Raw genomic sequence first — 2,906 nt, 5'->3', positions numbered from 1 at the left:
TTAACCTGCGAGGCGTCCTTGGCGCGGCCCTCGCCTACTCTCTCGTCGCACAACTATAATAATCTTGTGCGAGGGCCGTGACAATGGCCCTCGTCAGGTTCAAAAGTTCGTTAGAGTGCCCGTCAATCGTAAGATCGTTGTCCGAGTTCTGGGATAGCGCGTATCCAATAACACTGTCACTTTACTATAAGCACTCGCGTCGAGACGTCCGTTCTTCCAGTGGGTCGCAACCAGTACACGCCACCCGGGAGCTTCCGACCCTGATCGTCGGTTCCAGGCCAGCGCGCCGTGAAGGTTGCGCCGGCGCGTGGCGACAGTCTCAGAGTCGCGCATCGGCGGCCGAGGACATCGAAGACCCCGACAGCAGGTGGCAGAGTCACGGATTGTCTTGTGAGCTCGAGCGTGCAACCAGCCCTGCCAATTACATTAGGATAGGCCCAGAGTCGAGGGGGCAGGACGGATGCTAGTTCATCCTCGACTCCCGCAGGATCCCAGCAGATCCCCAGCCGCGCGCCCACGTCCTCTCCGTTCTCACCGGCGGCTAAACATGGGCTCTCCGGCTCCAGGCGATTATCCGCTTCCGGCCCGTCAGGATCGCAGAGCAGCGGATCGGCCGAGAAATTGCCGATCCGATCGCCACAGTCAGGCAAACCTCCGAACCCGAAAATATCATTGTATCGCCACTCGAGGACATCGGGTTGAGTGTCGCTGCAAAATACCTCCTCAATAATGTTATTTGTAAAACGGAGAGTGAACTCGGTCGTTGGTGGGCTGTCAAACTCGAACCCAATGCGCGCGTGAATTGTATTGTTTTCGATCTCGAACTGACTCCCGGCAGGAATCGCCCACCAGTTACTAAATGGATCGCCCATGATCACACAGTCCTGCATATAGACTGTGACCGGATTCAGCAGATAGAAGAGGTTTCCGAACCCTGCACTAAAACCTATGAAACAGGAACTGAATGTGATGCTCTCCCACAGTAGGCCGAGATACGAATAGAACTCCCCAGCTGTAATCAGACAGCGCTCAATTGTTGTATTGGGGTTATTGTTCGCAAATGCTGAGTTCGGCCCGCCTACTATCTTCATATTCTTAATCAGGACAGGCTCGGTACCCGGAAGCAAGATAAATGGCCCATAGGGATCACTGGATTCAACCCGAATTGCCGTGGAATCTGGCACCATACCGATTACACTCACTCCAGGTTTCACGTGTGCGCTCTCTTCGTAATTCCCCGCCAACACAGCAACGGTGTCGCCAGCAACCGCTTCCTCGCAGGCGAGACTAATTGTGCTGTAATTATCAGGGACCCACAGCATATCGGCTTGCACGCCCATAGGTAGAGTCCCGTATAGCATGATCGCGCAAAGCAAGAGACCTTGCTTCATGGCCATCACCTCCCCGGAAGAACCTGCACGTCGAGCCGCACAATCGTCTCCGTTCAGGCTAACTATTTTACCACCTGGGTCTTCCTAGTGTCAATCCTCTCTGGAACCACAATGCTTTATCAAGCTTAGCGATACAACGAACCACGGTGATCAATACGAATCGTGCGAAACTTAAAACTCGAATTATATGTTCCTGTCACTCTAACGTTCTCATAACCCGCGAGGGTCATTGGCGCGACCCTCGCCTACTCCCAACATCGCGCCACTATGATCTCACTTTGCGAGGGGCGTGACAAGGGCGCTCGTCGGGTTCATGAGCTCGTTAGGTGTTCGATATTTACATACTAGCTTTGAGACTACCCCACGAAACCAATTCAACTGGAACACTCCCAGTTACCACTAGGGCACGAATCATGAAATTCGCTGGTTCCGGAAAGGGAACCCAAATTCCGCTCCCATAAAACCACTGACGATCCGCATGTGTGGCACTGTCATCCAAGCCAATTGAAGTACAGTCGCGCGGATCTATCGAATCGAGACGACAAATATAGAACTCCCCGTCTGATATGGTGATTTGGCTTTCTTCGGGAATTTCAAGCTCCAGCCAGCCGGTCGAATCGATCACGCCAAGACTCACCGGCCCAAACAGTGAGCTCCCTGGCGTTTCATTGAGGCCATCGTCATCAACTACCCAGACCTTACCGCCCCCGCAGTCCGTGGATAATTCAAAAAGGTAGAGCTTCACGGCTACAATTTTCGTCGGATAGGATGGTGGCGTGAACCGAACAGCAACACCTGTTTCAGAACCCGCGCCACCATAACCCTCCGGTGTCCCGTCATCGTAGGAAATTTCAATTTCGTCCGCATACGCGCCACAAACCAGAATGGTGAGGGTTATCAGCATCCCAAGCAGCCGCCGGCATGAATTCATGACTTTTCCTTCATTCGCGGACCTTGCATCATTGCCTCAAAGACCTCGGTTTATTGGCCATACAAAAGTCAGGCCCCAGGCAATGTAAAAAAGGAATAGTGCGAGAAATACTATCAAAAGTATTGCCCCAAATGCTCCAAGGATCTTTCCGGCTGCGCTGATGATGCTTTCAGATTTAGAAATCCATATCTTGTATCTAGATGCGAGCGATTGAGCCCGGATAACACCAATAGCCAGTGAAGAAAAGGAAATCACAAGAACAGCCGGAAGCGTGGTCATGGCAACATAAAAGAATTTGCCGTTGCGATGATACGAGATTCCGAACTGGCCATCAATCCAATGAAAACAGAGTAACAAAAGACCAACTGCAAGCGCGGCCAAAGAAATCATGAATGAAAGGCGAATATTAATTTTCATAATTCGTCAATTTTAAATCTATACACCTAACGTTATTTTAACCTGCGAGGGTGCTTGGCGCGACCCCCGCCCGCCCGCGTCTTCTCAACGCCACCATTCTCCCACAAAAGCGGGGGGCGTGACAAGCGCTCTCGACAGGTTCAAAAGCTCGTTATGCGCTCGAAATG

General features: G+C 51.9%; 3 protein-coding genes. All 3 read right to left on the bottom strand.

Annotated elements, in window-relative coordinates; all coding sequences use genetic code 11:
- Positions 1-176: 176 nt before the first annotated feature.
- The gene (locus KJ970_09290) at positions 177-1,391 is read right to left on the bottom strand and encodes a hypothetical protein (GenBank protein ID MBU2691112.1); all 1,215 of its coding nucleotides are present in this window, start codon (positions 1,389-1,391) and stop codon (positions 177-179) included.
- A 337-nt stretch (positions 1,392-1,728) separates the two neighbouring features.
- Entirely contained in the window at positions 1,729-2,295 is a 567-nt protein-coding gene (locus KJ970_09285; GenBank protein ID MBU2691111.1) for a hypothetical protein, read from the bottom strand.
- 63 nt (positions 2,296-2,358) lie between these two features.
- Positions 2,359-2,703, bottom strand: coding sequence for a hypothetical protein (locus tag KJ970_09280; GenBank protein ID MBU2691110.1), 345 nt, complete (start codon positions 2,701-2,703; stop codon positions 2,359-2,361).
- Positions 2,704-2,906: the final 203 nt, after the last annotated feature.

The sequence above is a fragment of the Candidatus Eisenbacteria bacterium genome, from assembly GCA_018831195.1.
GTDB lineage: Bacteria > Eisenbacteria > RBG-16-71-46 > CAIMUX01 > JAHJDP01 > JAHJDP01.
The sequence above is the reverse complement of the archived record's forward strand: the minus strand, read 5'-3'. Positions and strand labels throughout refer to the sequence as shown.